The sequence below is a fragment of the Williamsia sp. z34 genome (assembly GCF_059553395.1).
Genome location: NZ_JCANWW010000002.1, coordinates 465,900 through 480,769, shown reverse-complemented (window position 1 = coordinate 480,769; position 14,870 = coordinate 465,900). Strand labels below are relative to the sequence as shown.

General features: G+C 65.5%; 11 protein-coding genes and 1 pseudogene. 4 read left to right on the top strand and 8 right to left on the bottom strand.

Translation table 11 applies throughout. The features are described 5' to 3' along the window. Positions 1-10: 10 nt before the first annotated feature. The 8 genes from AC51GT_RS06575 to AC51GT_RS06540 form a co-directional block, all read right to left on the bottom strand. On the bottom strand, positions 11-1,057 hold the full coding sequence (locus AC51GT_RS06575) for a ferrochelatase (protein WP_496328239.1): 1,047 nt from the start codon (positions 1,055-1,057) through the stop codon (positions 11-13). Beyond that, positions 1,057-1,887 (bottom strand): NADH-dependent enoyl-ACP reductase InhA, encoded by an 831-nt coding sequence (inhA, locus tag AC51GT_RS06570; RefSeq protein ID WP_496325487.1) that lies wholly within the window; start codon positions 1,885-1,887, stop codon positions 1,057-1,059. The genes AC51GT_RS06575 and inhA overlap by 1 nt, the downstream gene beginning before the upstream one ends. Before the next feature lie 76 nt (positions 1,888-1,963). After that, positions 1,964-2,689, bottom strand: a complete 726-nt coding sequence (fabG1, locus tag AC51GT_RS06565; RefSeq protein ID WP_496325486.1) for a 3-oxoacyl-ACP reductase FabG1 — start codon at positions 2,687-2,689, stop codon at positions 1,964-1,966. A gap of 48 nt (positions 2,690-2,737) precedes the next feature. After that, positions 2,738-3,718, bottom strand: coding sequence for a VWA domain-containing protein (locus AC51GT_RS06560; RefSeq protein WP_496325485.1), 981 nt, complete (start codon positions 3,716-3,718; stop codon positions 2,738-2,740). After that, entirely contained in the window at positions 3,715-4,656 is a 942-nt protein-coding gene (locus AC51GT_RS06555; RefSeq protein WP_496325484.1) for a DUF58 domain-containing protein, read from the bottom strand. Before AC51GT_RS06555 ends, AC51GT_RS06560 begins: the two co-directional genes overlap by 4 nt. Further along, positions 4,646-5,788 carry an AAA family ATPase gene (locus AC51GT_RS06550; protein ID WP_496328482.1) on the bottom strand — a complete coding sequence of 381 codons (1,143 nt, stop codon included), beginning with the start codon at positions 5,786-5,788 and terminating at the stop codon, positions 4,646-4,648. The genes AC51GT_RS06555 and AC51GT_RS06550 overlap by 11 nt, the downstream gene beginning before the upstream one ends. 164 nt (positions 5,789-5,952) lie before the next feature. Next, positions 5,953-7,329 (bottom strand): NlpC/P60 family protein, encoded by a 1,377-nt coding sequence (locus AC51GT_RS06545; protein WP_496328238.1) that lies wholly within the window; start codon positions 7,327-7,329, stop codon positions 5,953-5,955. 359 nt (positions 7,330-7,688) lie between these two features. After that, positions 7,689-8,246 carry an Rv1476 family membrane protein gene (locus tag AC51GT_RS06540; RefSeq protein ID WP_496328237.1) on the bottom strand — a complete coding sequence of 186 codons (558 nt, stop codon included), beginning with the start codon at positions 8,244-8,246 and terminating at the stop codon, positions 7,689-7,691. Positions 8,247-8,554: 308 nt separating this feature from the next. On the opposite strand from AC51GT_RS06540, the gene AC51GT_RS06535 reads away from it, so the two are divergent. The 4 genes and pseudogenes from AC51GT_RS06535 to AC51GT_RS06520 all read left to right on the top strand — a co-directional run. After that, positions 8,555-11,353: an aconitate hydratase gene (locus tag AC51GT_RS06535; RefSeq protein WP_496328236.1), complete on the top strand. Its 2,799-nt coding sequence runs from the start codon at positions 8,555-8,557 to the stop codon at positions 11,351-11,353. Positions 11,354-11,368: 15 nt separating this feature from the next. Next, positions 11,369-11,935 carry a TetR/AcrR family transcriptional regulator gene (locus tag AC51GT_RS06530; RefSeq protein ID WP_496328235.1) on the top strand — a complete coding sequence of 189 codons (567 nt, stop codon included), beginning with the start codon at positions 11,369-11,371 and terminating at the stop codon, positions 11,933-11,935. Positions 11,936-12,053: 118 nt separating this feature from the next. Beyond that, positions 12,054-13,580, top strand: coding sequence for an AMP-binding protein (locus tag AC51GT_RS06525; RefSeq protein WP_496328234.1), 1,527 nt, complete (start codon positions 12,054-12,056; stop codon positions 13,578-13,580). Next, a pseudogene (locus AC51GT_RS06520) lies at positions 13,581-14,864 on the top strand (GMC oxidoreductase); the annotation flags it as partial. It abuts the gene before it with no gap. Positions 14,865-14,870: the final 6 nt, after the last annotated feature.

Below are 14,870 nucleotides of genomic sequence, written 5' to 3'. Positions count from 1 at the left end.
TGTGGGAGGGCTAAGTGGGACGCCGGACCGGTTCGCAGCACCCACGGGCGCAGGGTGCCCCGTTGTCCGTCATGCCGAGCCTGAACTCGACGTCGCCAGTGCGTTGTTCGGCGATCAGTTCGGTGATCATCGCGATGAATCGCGGATCGGTCCCCACCGTCGCCGCCCGGGCGTAGCCCAGGCCCAGTTCCTGCGCCTTGTCCAGCCCCTCGTTGTCGAGATCCCAGACGACTTCGAGATGGTCGGAGACGAAACCGATCGGGCACACGATGACCGCGCGGACGCCGCGGGCGGCGACGCTCTCGAGGTGATCGCAGATATCCGGTTCGAGCCATGGGATGCGAGCCGGCCCCGACCGCGATTGCCACACCTGATCGAACTCGGCGAAGCCCGCGGCCTCCGCGGCCAGCCGGGACGCCGCGGCCACCTGGCGGCTGTACAGGTGCCCACCGTCGGCGGGTGGGCCGGCCGCCCGGTCGGCCGAGAGCGGTATCGAATGGGCCGTGAACACCAGCCGGGCGTCGTCGCGAAGCTCTTCTGGCAGTTGGGCTTTGGCGGCCGCAATCGAATCAGCCCACGACGCCGTCATCGCCGGGTGCTGCCAGTATTGCGGCAGCTTGCGAACGAACATGTCCGCAGCGTCGGATCCGAGTGACCCCAGCGCCCGGGCGATGTCCTCGTCATACTGGCGACAACCCGAGTACCCGCCCCACGCAGAGGTCGGGAAGACCAGGACCCGCCGGTGCCCGTCGGCATGGATCTGCGCCAGCGTGTCCTCGACCATCGGGTGCCAGTTACGGTTTCCGAAATAAACCGGCAGGTCGATGCCGGCCCGGGCGAGCTCGGTTTCGACAGCGCCGATCATCGCCTTGTTCAGTGCGTTGATGGGCGACACCCCACCGAAGTGGTAATAGTGCTCGGCGACCTCATCGAGGCGTTCCGGCGGCACACCACGGCCCCGGGTGACGTTCTCGAGGAAGGGCCGGACGTCGTCCGGCTTGTCCGGTCCTCCGAAGGACAAGACCAGGACGGCGTCGAAACCGGTTGTCGCGCTCACTACGTCGCAAAGCCTTCGGGGAGCCAGGTGTTGTGGCTCGCGCCACCGTCGACGTAGACGATCGAGCCGGTGGTGCCGGGCAGCCAGTCCGAGAGCAGTGCGCAGACCGACTTGGCGACCACCGAGGGATCGTCGACGTTCCAGCCGATCGGCGAGGCGCCATCCCAATATTCGTTGAGCTGGTTGAGTTTTTGCGCGTCACCCGTTGCGGTGCCGGCAATAGCCTTGGCGGCAAGGGTTTTGATCGGTCCGGCAGCCACCAGGTTCGACCGGATCCTCTTGGCCTCGCCGACTTCCCGGGCCACGTAACGGTTCACCGATTCCAGCGCGGCCTTCGCCACGCCCATCCAGTTGTAGTACGGCATCGACGTCCGCGGATCGAAGTCCATGCCGACGATCGAGCCGCCCTCGTTCATCGCGGGCAGCACGGCGCGGGCCAGCGCCGCGTAACTCCACGCCGACACCTGGAACGACTGCGCCGCATCCGGACCCGGTCCCTCGAGGAACGGCAGCGCCTCCGGACCCATCAGGGTGCGGGGTGCGAACGCGATGGAATGCAGCACACCGTCGATGCCCTCGGGCGCGATCTCCTTCAGGCGATCGGCGAGGGTTCCGAGATGCTCCTCGTTGGTGATGTCCAGCTCGAGTGCCGGCGGTACTTCCTTCGGCAGACGCTGAGCGATCCGGTCGATCAACCGCAGGCGGTCGAATCCGGTGATGATCACGCGTGCGCCCTGTTCCTGCGCCATCGCGGCGGCGTGGAACGCGATCGAGGAATCAGTGATGATTCCGGTGATCAGTACTGTCTTGCCATCGAGTATTCCGCTCAATGTCTGCTCCCTCGAGGTGGTTTCGTGTGTCGGTGGTGGGTGGATGTTGATGAAACGCCGGGTGCGAACCCGCGCCTCAGTGACCCATTCCGAGGCCACCGTCGACGGGGATGACCGCGCCGGAGACGTAAGAGGAGTCGTCGGAGGCGAGCCAGCTGACAACTGCGGCGACCTCTTCGGGCTGCCCGATACGTGCCGCCGGGATCAGCTTGACGGCCTGCTCCTTGTACTCGGCGGGCAACTCGTCGGTCATGTCGGTCTCGATGAGTCCGGGTGCGACGACGTTGGCGGTGATCGAGCGCGACCCGAGTTCACGGGTCAGCGATCGCGCCATGCCGATCACGCCGGCCTTGGACGAGGCGTAGTTGATCTGGCCGGGCGTTCCCATCATCGCGACGGCGGAACCGAGGAAGATGAACCGGCCCCAGCGCTTGCGCAGCATCGACCGGCAGGCTGCCTTGGAGACCCGGAACGAGCCGGTGAGGTTGGCGTCGATGACCTTTTCGAACTGCTCCTCCGTCATCCGCATGAGCAGGGTGTCGTCGGTGATACCGGCGTTGGACACCAGGACCTCGACCGGTCCCTGATGCTCTTCGACCGCCTTGAACGCCGCGGTGATCGAGTCGTTGTCGGTGACGTCGCACTGGACCCCGAACAGTCCTTCCGGGGCTCCTGAGCCACGATGCGTGACGGCCACCTTGTGGCCATCCGCGGCGAGCCGTTGCGCGATCGCCAAACCGATTCCACGGTTGCCGCCGGTGACGAGAACCGAGCGGGATACCTTCGTTTTGCTGTCAGCCATGACGGTCAACCTATCGCTTTGCGGACTGTCGAGGTGTAACAGGCCCCGTCACGGGAGCCGCCGATTGATTGCTACCGCGCTCACCGCAGCCGCCAGCACCAGCAAGGTGCCGACGATCAGCCACGGCCGGGACGCATCGCCGCGCTGGGTCTCGTAACCGATCTGGTTCTGCAGATTCTCGTACACCTGGTTGAGCTCATCGAGACTCGACGCGGTGAAGAACTTGCCGCCGGACAACTGCGCGATCCGCTGGAGGGATTCGTCGTCCACCGGCACCGGGATCCGGTCGCCTTCGAGGTCGACGGTTCCGGTGGAGGTACCGAACGAGATGGTGTTGACCGGGATTCGCTCCTCTTTGGCCTTCCGGGCCGCGGTGAATGCGCCCCGGGGGTCATCGGGGTCGCTGGGGACGGTCTCCTTGCCGTCCGACAGCAACACGATCTGGGCGGGCGGTGCGCCCTCCTCGCCACCGAGGACGGCGTTGAGGGTCTTGATCTGTGTCATCGCGGCGAGGATGCCCTCGCCGGTCGCGGTCTTGTCGTCGAGCGTGAGCTTGTCGATGGCGTCTTTGGTGGCCTGGCGGTTCGGGGTCGGTGAGACCAAGGTGGTCGCCGTGCCCGCGTAGGAGATCAGGCCGAGGTTGATGCCCTCGGTGAGTTCGTCGGCGAACTTCTTGCCCGCCTCCTGGGCCGCCTCGAGTCGGGATGGCGAGACGTCGGTGGCATCCATCGACCGGGAGACGTCGATGACCAGGATCACCGTCGCCTTGTTCCGCGGCACCTTGCGGTCCGCCTGTGGCCCGGCCATCGCCACCACCAGCACCGCCAGCGCCAGGACCATCAGCACGATCGGGATGTGCTGGGCCCGGTTCTGCGTCTTGGGTGCCACGCGGTTGAGCAGATCCAGATTGGCGAACTTCAGGGCCCGGCTCTGGCGCCTGCGCTGCATGTAGATGTAACCGGCGATCAGGCCGGCGACGGCGAGCAGGACCAGCAACCACCACGGTGACGCGAGATCGAACCAGCTCATCGGGTCGACCCCGCGTTCATCCCCCGGCGCCGCTGCGCGATGAACCGGACCACATCGGCGATCCAGTCACGGTCGGTGCGCAATGCCAGTGTCGGTGCGCCACAACGCCTGAGCGTCCGCTGCACCTGCTGTCGATGGTCTTCGGCGGCGCGGGCGAAATCGGCGCGGACCTTGTCGGTGATGGTGATCTCGCGGATCTGACCCGATTCGGCGTCGCGCAGGACGACCTCACCGACGTCGGGCAGTTCCAGGTCGCGGGGATCGAGCACCTCCACTCCCAGGACATCGTGATGACCGGAGATCGCACGCAACGGCCGATCCCAGTCGATCGGGCCCAGGAAGTCGCTGACCACCACGGCCAGCCCCCGACGACGTTCGGGCCGGCGTAGGGCGTCGATTCCGGCGTGCAGGTCGCCGCGCACGCCCTCACTCGAACGCGTGGTGGTGGCGATGGTCTTGAGGGTGTCGAGGGCATGGGCACGACCGCTGCGGGCCGGGATCCGGACCACCTGGTCGCCGGTACAGACCACGGCGCCCATCCGGTTGCCGCCACCGAGTGTCAGATGCGCGATGGCGGCGCAGGCGGCCACCGCCAGATCACGCTTGGTGGTGTTGACGGTGCCGAAGTCCAGACTGGCGGACATGTCGACCACCAGCCACGTCTCCAGCTCGCGGTCGGCGACCATCTGCCGCACGTGTGGCTGCGTGGTGCGCGCGGTGACCGACCAGTCCATCCGCCGGACATCGTCGCCCGGCTGATACGGGCGGGCCTCCCCCGGTTCGGTGCCGGGTCCCGGGATCAATCCGAGGTGATCACCCTGGAGTACGCCATCGAGCTTGCGGCGGACAACGATCTCCAGCGTCTTCAGTGCTGCCGTCAATTTGGGATCTTCCAGCGTGCCCGCGCCAAATGACGGAAGTGCGCTGTTATCCGCCATAGTGCGACTGGTTGCCCTGTCCCGGGACACCCTGCGCTGCGGCCGGCTTGCTCAGCGGGTTGGGCTGCTGCCGATAGGCACCCTGCTGCTGCGGGTAGCCGGGTTGCCGGCCCACCGGCTGCTGCGGGGGCTGGTGGGGCTGATTGTTCGGGTGCTGCGGCCCCGCCTGCGTGGGCGCGGACGGCACGGTGTTCAACGGCTGTGCGCTGACCTGGGGTAGCCCGATCGTCTGGAGAACGCGGGTGATGACCATGTCGGCGTCCACCTCGTCGGCGAGCGCGTCATAGCTGAGGACCAGACGATGCCGCAACACGTCCGGGATGACCTCGACGACGTCCTGCGGGATGACATAGTCACGTCCGCGCACCAGCGCCAGGGCACGGGCCGCGGCGATGATGCCCAGGGTGGCGCGGGGCGACGCACCGTACGACAACCATCCGGCGACGTCCTTCAGACCCAGCTCGGACGGGAACCGCGTTGCGTGGATGACCCGCACGACATAGTCGATGAGCGCATGGTGGACGAAGACGTTGGCCGCCACGTTCTGCAGGCGGACCATGGTCTGCGGATCGAGGACCGGCGCGGCCTTGGGTGGCTTGTTGCCCATGCGGTAGACGATCTCGCGCTCTTCTTCGATCGCCGGATAGTCGACCAGGACCTTGAACAGGAACCGATCTCGCTGGGCCTCGGGCAGCGGGTAGACGCCCTCGTTCTCGATCGGGTTCTGCGTGGCCATCACCAGGAACGGATCGGGCATCGGGTACGTGGTGCCACCGATCGACACGTGCCGTTCGGCCATCACCTCGAGTAGCGCAGACTGCACCTTGGCGGGCGCCCGGTTGATCTCATCGGCCAGCAGGAAGTTGGCCACCACGGGTCCGAGCTCGGTGTCGAACTCTTCGCGACCCTGGCGGTAGATCCGGGTGCCGATGAGGTCGGTGGGAACGAGGTCAGGGGTGAACTGCACCCGCGAGAACGATCCACCGACCACCGTTGCGTAGGTCTCGACGGCCAGCGTCTTGGCCACGCCCGGAACACCTTCGAGGAGGATGTGCCCCCGCGCGAGCAGGCCGACGAGGATCCGCTCGACCAGCCGATCCTGCCCGACGATGACCCGCTTGACCTCGAACATGGCCTTTTCGAGCAAGGCGACGTCGGCCTGCGTGAGCTTGAATTCCTCCACTGAAACCTTGCTCTCGTCCTGCGCTGAGGTCACCGAAACCCTCCGGGGTTCTGATCGATCGTTGTCCTGACTGAACCGAGGGTACTGGAGGCACCCGGACGACCCCGCCGGTGTCAGGTCAGACGCACGACATAGGGCATCGCACCGCTGGTGCGCAGTGGCGAGATCTTCACGACGTCACCGGACTGCGGGGCCTCGACCATCTGGTTGCCGCCCAGATACAGCGCCACGTGCTGGCTGGCGTTCGGGCCGTAGAAGATCATGTCGCCGCGCTGCATCTGCGAGAGCGGGAACTGCGGGCCGGACGTGTACTGGTAACCGGTGTAGTGCGGCAAGGAGATTCCGATGCCGGCGAAGGCGTAGATCATCAGGCCCGAGCAGTCGAATCCGACCTTGTTGTAGTCGCCATATGAATCGGCCACGCCGCCGTCCCGGATACCGAGTGTCGGGCCGTTCGCATTTCCGCCGCCCCATGAGTAGGAGACACCGAGTTGCGAGAGCGCGCGGTTCACGACGATCTCGACCGCCGCCGGTCCGGAGGCGCCCGGCACGACCGGTGTCGTGGGGGTGGTCGGGACCGTCGGTGTGGGTACCTGCGGCACAGACGGGGTGGGCACGCTCGGCGCCGGGGTCCCGATGTCGGTGTGCGGCGGTGTCATCGAGCCGATGATGGCGGCGAGGACCTGCTGGGAGGTGTCCAGCGCCAGCCTGGCACTGGCCTCACCGGCGGCCCGGAGGGCGTCTTCGTGTGCCTTCTGCTCGATGGCGGCCTGCTGGTCCGGGAGGATCGCGGTCGGCGTGCCGGGATACGGGGCTGCGGGCTGGCCGCGGAGCTTGTCCAGTTCGACCTGTGCGGCGGCGCGGTCCTGCTCGAGCTTCGCGCGCCGCGCATATTCGGCCTTGACCGCTTCGGTGGCCGCGGCGATCGCGGTTTGTGCGTCCGCCTGCCGGGTCTCGGCCGAGGCCGTTGCGAATTTGGCCTGTTGCTCGGTGGCCTTGGCGGTGGCCGCGCGGTTCGCCTCTTCGTTGCGGGCCTGCTGCAGCCGGGCGATGGTGGCCTGCTGATCGCGACTGATCTGGTCGACGACCGATGCGCGGTCGAGCAGCGCGCCGGGGTCACCCGAGAGGTAGCCGAGCAGCGAACCCTGGCTGTTGCCCATGGCGTACAGGTCGCGAATGAACGCATCGAAGTCGTTCTGCGCGAAGGCGATGGCGCCGGAGGACTCTTTCAGGGCCTCCTGGGCACCGCGGACGGCGACGCCGGCGAGCCGCTCGGACTCCCGGGCATTCTGCAGATCGACCAGTGCCCTGTTCACGGCTTCCCGCTTGACCGCGACCTCGCCGTCGAGATCGACCATCGTCTGGTTCGTCTCGGCGATCGAATTGATCAGTGTGGCGATCTGCTCCGCACTGCTCGGCGGAGCGGCGACCGCGGTTCCCGTGGCCAACTGTGCACAGGTGACCGTCACTACTGCCAGTAATGCGGTCACCGAGGACACTCGAATGCCACGTTTTCGCGGCAGTAACGCCTTCCCTCGACTCACTAATTGACTCCCTCGCAGATCTGACAAGTGCGCCGATATCGCTGCGGAAGCAGCGGAACACACCCGGCCATCGCCACGATGGTGATCAACTTCCCCATTAACCCCATCGGTGACATACGAACCGTACGTCACAAAAACAACCAAGGAAACATGAGTCACAAATTACATCGCAGTCATTACCTGCAGAAACCCTGTGATCACCACGGATGTGCAAGGTAACAAATTGGACATGCGCGAATTACATTTGTGTAGTTCAGTCGCGTGAATCAGAATTTATCGCTGGAAACGCGATCAGAGCCGGTTGATCAGAGTCTGTGTGCGTCCGCGTCGGCGGTTGCCGAGGTGTCCGCGTCCGCGGGAGCACCGGCCGTCGACAGCGGGTCAGTTCCCTTGCGCAACTGCAACTTGCGGGCGATGACCGCGCCGACCGCGACGATGGCGACGAGAATCATCGTCACGACGGTCCAGGGCACATCGGTCTGATCGGTCATCCGGTCGACCATCTGTTGCGCGGCCTGCGGCGGATTCGCGATCGCCAGATTGTCGGTGGCATTCTCGAGTTCGACGCGGCTGAACTCGTCGCTGGAACTGCCCACATAATTGCCGCCCAGCACAATGACGGTCCCGCCGGTCTCGGATTGCAACTCCGTGGCGATGTCCCGGTAATAGGTGATGCGCGGATAGATCTTGTCGGTGACGACAAAATGGATGTCGTAGCCCTTGTCGCGGGCCTGACCCACGGCCGCCAGGATCGCCGGGGCCATCTCGGGCGGAGCGACGACACCCTCGTCGGCCAGCCCGGCCGAGAGCTCGGCGATGTCGACGTCGCTCGGGACGATCGTCAAGTTGGGCGTCGGTGCCATCTACCTACAGTCTCCGTTCGGGGCCACGGCGAATCCCCGTCGTTTCCGGGGACTTCAGCTTGTGTCCAACCTACGGCAGCACAGTACGACACAATTGACGGCGTACGGCATTCCCCTGGCGTGTCGTCACCACTCAGATACGCCAGGTCCCCCCCGCCGGTTTACCAGTACGCTCGTACTGCTAGAATCGGAGGGAGCACGGATCGGCGCAGCCCGTCGATTCGTTCCTGCCGGTGAAGACGCCGACATGGGAAATGATCCGGCGTTGCCCAGCCGGTGAGACAACAAGACTGGAGCTGACGTAAGCGATGAGTATCGATACATTTGGCGCCCGCGGCACGTTGACCGTCGGTGAGAACTCCTACGAGATCTTCCGCCTCAACGCGGTCGAGGGAACAGAAAAACTCCCCTACTCCCTCAAGGTGCTCGCAGAGAACCTGCTCCGCACCGAAGACGGGGCGAACATCACCAAAGATCACATCAACGCGATCGCGAACTGGGATCCCAACGCCGAGCCCGACACGGAGATCCAGTTCACCCCGGCCCGCGTCATCATGCAGGACTTCACCGGCGTCCCCTGCATCGTCGACCTCGCAACCATGCGTGAAGCCGTCACCGCCCTCGGTGGCGACGCCACCAAGGTCAACCCGCTCTCGCCTGCCGACATGGTCATCGACCACTCGGTGATCCTGGACGTGTTCGGTCGCGCCGACGCCCTCGAGCGCAACGTCGACCTCGAATACCAGCGCAACGGCGAGCGCTACCAGTTCCTGCGTTGGGGCCAGGGCGCGTTCGACGACTTCAAGGTCGTCCCCCCGGGCATGGGCATCGTCCACCAGGTCAACATCGAGTACCTGGCACCGACTGTCATGACCCGCAACGGCCAGGCCTACCCCGACACCTGCGTCGGCACTGACTCGCACACCACCATGGTCAACGGCCTCGGCGTGCTCGGCTGGGGCGTGGGTGGCATCGAGGCAGAGGCCGCGATGCTCGGCCAGCCGGTCTCGATGCTCATCCCGCGTGTTGTCGGCTTCAAGCTGACCGGTGAGATCCAGCCCGGCGTCACCGCGACCGACGTCGTGCTCACCGCCACCGAGATGCTCCGCAAGCACGGAGTCGTCGGCAAATTTGTCGAGTTCTACGGCGCCGGCGTCGCCGAGGTCCCGCTCGCGAACCGCGCAACCCTGGGCAACATGAGCCCGGAATTCGGTTCCACCGCCGCGATCTTCCCGATCGACGAAGAGACCGTCAACTACCTGCGCCTGACCGGCCGCAGCGACGAGCAGCTCGCACTGGTCGAGGCCTATGCCAAAGAACAGGGCATGTGGCACGATCCCGAGCGCGAGCCGGTGTTCTCCGAGTACATCGAACTCGACCTGAGCACGGTCGTTCCCTCGATCGCCGGCCCGAAGCGCCCGCAGGACCGCATCCTGCTGTCCGAGTCGAAGGACGCCTTCCGCAAGGACATCCACACGTATGTGGAGAAGAACAACGACGCCGAGCACACCCAGCTCGACGAGGCCGTCGAGGAGTCGTTCCCGGCGAGCGACCCGGCAACGCTGTGTTTTGCCGACGACGGCGCCAACGAAGGCCGATCTGCAGCCAACGGCAGCAAGGGCCGCCCCTCCAAGCCGATCAAGATCAGCGACCCCGAGCTCGGCGAGTTCGTCATCGACCACGGCGCCGTGGTGGTTGCGGGTATCACCTCGTGCACCAACACCTCCAACCCGTCGGTCATGCTCGGCGCAGCGCTGCTCGCCCGTAACGCGGTCGAGAAGGGCCTGTCGACCAAGCCGTGGGTCAAGACCAACATGGCTCCCGGATCGCAGGTCGTCACCGACTACTACGAGAAGGCCGGCCTGTGGCCGTACCTCGAGAAGCTCGGCTACTACCTCGGTGGCTACGGATGCACCACGTGCATCGGTAACACCGGTCCGCTGCCCGAGTCGATCTCCAAGGCGATCAACGACAACGACCTGTCGGTCACCGCGGTGCTCTCGGGTAACCGCAACTTCGAGGGACGCATCTCCCCCGACGTGAAGATGAACTACCTGGCCTCCCCGCCGCTCGTGATCGCCTACGGTCTCGCCGGAACCATGGACTTCGACTTCGAGACCGACGCGCTCGGCAAGGACACCGAGGGCAACCCCGTCTTCCTGAAGGACATCTGGCCGTCCACCCAGGAGATCGAGGAGACGATCCAGTCGGCGATCAGCCAGGACATGTTCCGCAAGTCCTACGCGACGATCTTCGCGGGCGATCACCGCTGGCAGAACCTCTCGACTCCCGAAGGTGCCACCTTCGAGTGGGACGAGAACTCGACCTACGTCCGCAAGGCCCCGTACTTCGACGGCATGGCGGTCGAACCGTCACCGGTCACCGAGATCAAGGGCGCTCGCGTGCTCGCACTGCTCGGCGACTCGGTCACCACCGACCACATCAGCCCGGCCGGTCCGATCAAGCCCGGCACCCCGGCGGCGCAGTACCTCGACGCCCACGGTGTGGAGCGCAAGGACTACAACTCGCTCGGTTCGCGTCGTGGCAACCACGAGGTGATGATCCGCGGCACGTTCGCGAACATCCGCCTGCAGAACCAGCTCCTCGACGGCGTCTCGGGTGGCTACACCCGCGACTTCACCCTCGAGGGTGCCCCGCAGTCGTTCATCTACGACGCCTCGCAGAACTACCAGAAGGCCGGCATCCCGCTGGTCGTGCTGGGCGGCAAGGAGTACGGTTCCGGCAGCTCGCGTGACTGGGCCGCCAAGGGCACCAGCCTGCTCGGTGTCCGCGCGGTCATCACCGAGTCCTTCGAGCGCATCCACCGCTCGAACCTGATCGGCATGGGTGTCATCCCGCTGCAGTTCCCGGAGGGTGAGTCGGCCACGTCGCTGGGCCTGGACGGCACCGAGGTCTTCGACTTCACCGGTATCACCGAGCTGAACGAGGGCCGGACGCCGAAGACGATCAAGGTCACGGCCACCAAGGAAGACGGCTCGGTCATCGAGTTCGACGCCAAGGTGCGCATCGACACGCCGGGTGAAGCGGATTACTACCGTAACGGCGGCATCCTGCAGTACGTGCTGCGCAACATGCTCAAGAGCTAGAGCGGACGCAGTCGGTTGCCCAAGGTCAGTCAAGACCATCTGGAAGCGCGGCGACGACAGATCCTCGACGGTGCGCGCCGTTGTTTTGCCGAGTTCGGCTACGACGGCGCCACCGTGCGTCGGCTCGAGGAGGCAACCGACCTGTCGCGGGGTGCGATTTTCCACCACTTCCGGGACAAGGAGGCACTGTTCCTGGCCCTGGCCCACGAAGATGCCGAACGCATGGCAGATGTCGCGGCCAATGAGGGCCTGGTTCAGGTCATGCGGGACATGCTCAACCGTCCCGAGGAGTTCGACTGGCTCGGTACGCGGCTGGAGATAGCCCGAAAGCTGCGTACCGACCCGGGGTTCCGCACCGAATGGAAAGCTCGTTCGGCGGAACTGGAGTCGGCCACGCTGGCGCGTCTGGAGCGCCAGCGTACGGCCGGCCGCCTGCGCGATGATCTGCCCACGAGTGTTCTGGTCGCCTACCTCGACCTCATCCTCGACGGTCTCACGACCCGTCTGGCATCAGGTGCGGCCACCGATGATCTGCACGCGGTGCTCGACCTCGTCGAAGAATCGGTACGCCGGTCCCAGTAATGGATGCCGGTCGACCTCGGCTGACTCCGAAATGCCCGCGTAACCGGACGTTCCTGTGATAGTCCTGGCTAACATATCGCGGCCGGCCGGGCCGTGATCGCCAGCGCGGAGGTCGCCGATGTTCCCGGGAAATTTTGTCGACAGTACGCCGGGCAAGCTTGCCATCGTGCGCCCCGCGACCGGCGAATCGATCACCTATGCCGAGCTCGATCGGCTTTCGACGAAGCTGGCCCATTACCTCCGGGACGCCGGCCTGGGCCGCGGTGACAACGTGGCCATGGTGTCGAACAACGACATCCGCATGCTCGTGATCTATTGGGCCGCACTGCGTTCGGGCATGTATGTCACCGCCATCAACAATCATCTGACCGCCGAGGAAACCAACTACATCCTCGGTGACTGCGCTGCGGTAGCGCTGTTCGCTTCTCCTGAGGTCGCCGATGCGGTGAGCCGATCAGCCGAGGTCGCCACCCTGACCCACCGAATCGCCTGGGGCGGTGAACTTTCCGGATTCGATTCGTACGACACGATCGTGGCCCAGGCTTCCGATGCGCCGCTCGACGATCAGCCGCGCGGCCAGGACATGCTCTACTCATCCGGCACCACCGGCCGTCCAAAGGGCATCAAGGTCCCGCTGCAGGACGGACAGGTCGACGAGATCCTCGATCCTTACACGCCGGTCTTCTCCGCCATCTACGGTTTCGACCAGGACTCGGTGTACCTGTGCCCGGCACCGCTGTATCACGCTGCCCCCCTGCGCTATTGCGGCATGGTGAACTCACTGGGCGGGACCGTCGTACTGATGGATCGGTTCGATGCCGAAACCGCATTGCAGCTGATCGCCGAATACCGGGTGACGCACAGTCAATGGGTCCCGACGATGTTCATCCGGATGTTGAAACTGCCCCAAGACGTTCGGTCGAAGTACGACGTCAGCAGCATGAAGGCGGCCATCCACGCCGCGGCGCCCTGTCCCCCGGAGGTCAAACGAGCGATGATCGAGTGGTGGGGGCCGGTCATCAACGAGTACTACGCGTCCACCGAGGGTGCCGGCGCCACATTCATCGACAGCGCCGGTTCGCTGGCGCATCCGGGATCGGTGGGCAAACCGCTGCTCGGGATCGTCCGGATCTGCGGTGACGACGGTGCCGAACTGCCCACCGGTGAGATCGGGACCGTGTACTTCGAACGCGACGAGCTCCCGTTCCAGTATCACAACGATCCCGAAAAGACCCGACAGGCACAGCATCCCGAACATCCCGCCTGGACCACCAGCGGTGACGTCGGATATGTCGACGCCGACGGTTACCTCTACCTCACCGACCGCAAGTCCTTCATGATCATCTCCGGTGGCGTCAACATCTATCCGCAGGAAGCCGAGAACATCCTCATCGGACACCCCGATGTCTATGACGTCGGCATCATCGGCGTCCCGGACCCGGATCTCGGTGAGGTGGCGAAGGCCTGTGTCCAGGTCGAACCCGGCGTCGTCGGGAGCCAGGAGCTCGCCGATGAACTGATCGCGTTGGTCCGCTCCCGGCTCGCCCACTACAAGGCGCCGAAAACCGTCGACTTCGTCGACTCGCTGCCCCGCACACCCACCGGCAAGCTCGTCAAACGCGAGCTGCAGAAGCGTTATGTCTGACCGGGTCCCGGCGCGCGACAGCGCGACCGACCGATCCACGGAAACGGAATCGACTCCGTGTACGGCGCCGGGGTCGGTGGCGGCTCCCTGGCGTTCGGTGCGTTCACCCCCACCCCGCGAAAAGTCGACTTCGAGATGGTGTTCCCCGCGGTCGCGAGCTATGACGAATTGATCCGGGACCACTACCCGACCGCGCGCATGATGCTCGGCGTTGGTCCCATGCCCGACGACATCCTGGCTCACCCGCAATATCGCGGTGCGCGGGTGTGGACGAAGACCCTGAAGGACTACGGCGTCGAACCAGTCCCCCAGGACTTCGCAGTCGACTGGGACATCGTCCGCGACGAATTGGCCGGCAGGGCAAAGGCGTCCCTGTCCGTCGGCGGCGGACCGTACGGTGTGAACTCCGGTGCCAAGAACTCCATCGACCACAACTACCTCCCGGCCGCCGAGGCCACCGGCAACGTCACCATCAGACCGATGCACGAGGTCTTCGAGATCCGCCCGCGGGAACGCGCGAAGGGGTTCGTGGTCAAGGCCCGGCTCATCGATGACCAACACCGCACGGTCAGCATCGCGACATTCGAGGCCGATTACCTGTTCATGGCCGCGGGGTCGTTCCACACGACCTCGCTGCTCGTGACCGCGCGGGCAAACGGGACCCTGCCGAACCTGTCCACCCACGTCGGGGACGGATTCGGTTCCAACGGCGACTTCCTGATCATCCGGACCCTGCTGCGGGACGACGTCGGATACGCCCAGGGCGGCCCGGGTCTGTCCCGCATGTACGAGGACCGGCTTCCGGGCGGTCCGGTGTCGATGATCTATCAGGCGACGCCGTTCCCGCAGGTGGCCGGCGGGTTCACCACCACCCACATGGTGCAGACCCACACCCCCGACCGCGGCACCATCACGTTCGACCGTGCGGCCGGCAAGACGGTTCTCGACTACCCGTTCCCCGGCGGCCGGTCCACCGGCGACCGGCGCGCGATGGCGTTTGCCGGGCACTTTCACGAGCGCACCGAAACCCGTTTCGGGCGTCCGGCCAACGGCATCCCGGTGTATCCGCGGGAGGCGGACTTCGGTTCGGCCGCCACGTTCCACGGTCTCGGCGGGGTGGTCATGGGCAAGGCCGCCGACGAGAACGGCAAGATCCACGGCTACGAGAATCTCTACGTCACCGACGGTTCGTTCATGCCCGGCGCCGTCGGACTGGTCAACCCGTCTCTGACCATCACCGCGATCGCCGAGCGCACGATGGACCGGTTCGTGGCGACACTGTGAGTTCAC

Coding starts and splice junctions, on each gene's coding strand:
- fabG1 (WP_496325486.1), bottom strand. CDS start 2,689: ATGGCTGACAGCAAAACGAAGGTATCCCGCTCGGTTCTCGTCACCGGC.
- AC51GT_RS06560 (WP_496325485.1), bottom strand. CDS start 3,718: ATGAGCTGGTTCGATCTCGCGTCACCGTGGTGGTTGCTGGTCCTGCTC.
- AC51GT_RS06555 (WP_496325484.1), bottom strand. CDS start 4,656: ATGGCGGATAACAGCGCACTTCCGTCATTTGGCGCGGGCACGCTGGAA.
- AC51GT_RS06550 (WP_496328482.1), bottom strand. CDS start 5,788: ATGTTCGAGGTCAAGCGGGTCATCGTCGGGCAGGATCGGCTGGTCGAG.
- AC51GT_RS06540 (WP_496328237.1), bottom strand. CDS start 8,246: ATGGCACCGACGCCCAACTTGACGATCGTCCCGAGCGACGTCGACATC.
- AC51GT_RS06535 (WP_496328236.1), top strand. CDS start 8,555: ATGAGTATCGATACATTTGGCGCCCGCGGCACGTTGACCGTCGGTGAG.
- AC51GT_RS06525 (WP_496328234.1), top strand. CDS start 12,054: ATGTTCCCGGGAAATTTTGTCGACAGTACGCCGGGCAAGCTTGCCATC.